Below are 516 nucleotides of genomic sequence, written 5' to 3'. Positions count from 1 at the left end.
TTTCACTCCCCTTCCGGGGTGCTTTTCACCTTTCCCTCACGGTACTGGTTCACTATCGGTCGCTGAGGAGTATTTAGCCTTGGAGGGTGGTCCCCCCGGATTCCCACGGGATTTCACGTGCCCCGCGGTACTTGGGATCCCTTCGGAACGGCTCGTCCTTTCGCCTACAGGGGTGTTACCTGCTGTGCCGGGCCTTTCCAGACCGCTTCGACTAGGATGATTCGTTCGTGATGAAGGTCCCGCAACCCCGCCTCCGAAGAGACGGTTTAGGCTTTTCCCCGTTCGCTCGCCGCTACTGGGGGAATCTCGCTTGATTTCTTTTCCTCCGGGTACTTAGATGTTTCAGTTCCCCGGGTTGGCTTCGCACACCTATGGATTCAGTGTACGATGTCCGGATATGACTCCGGACGGGTTGCCCCATTCGGGTATCCACGGGTCTATGCCTGCTTACGGCTCACCGTGGCTTTTCGCAGTTATCCGCGCCCTTCTTCGCCTCTCAGCGCCTAGGCATCCACC

The 516-nt window shown here is 58.1% G+C and carries 1 rRNA gene; it reads right to left on the bottom strand.

Annotated elements, in window-relative coordinates:
• Nucleotides 1–516, bottom strand: a 23S ribosomal RNA gene (locus tag H1S01_RS20735); the annotation flags it as partial.

Origin of the sequence: Heliobacterium chlorum (genome assembly GCF_014502795.1) — a bacterium.
GTDB lineage: Bacteria > Bacillota > Desulfitobacteriia > Heliobacteriales > Heliobacteriaceae > Heliobacterium > Heliobacterium chlorum.
The sequence above is the reverse complement of the archived record's forward strand: the minus strand, read 5'-3'. Positions and strand labels throughout refer to the sequence as shown.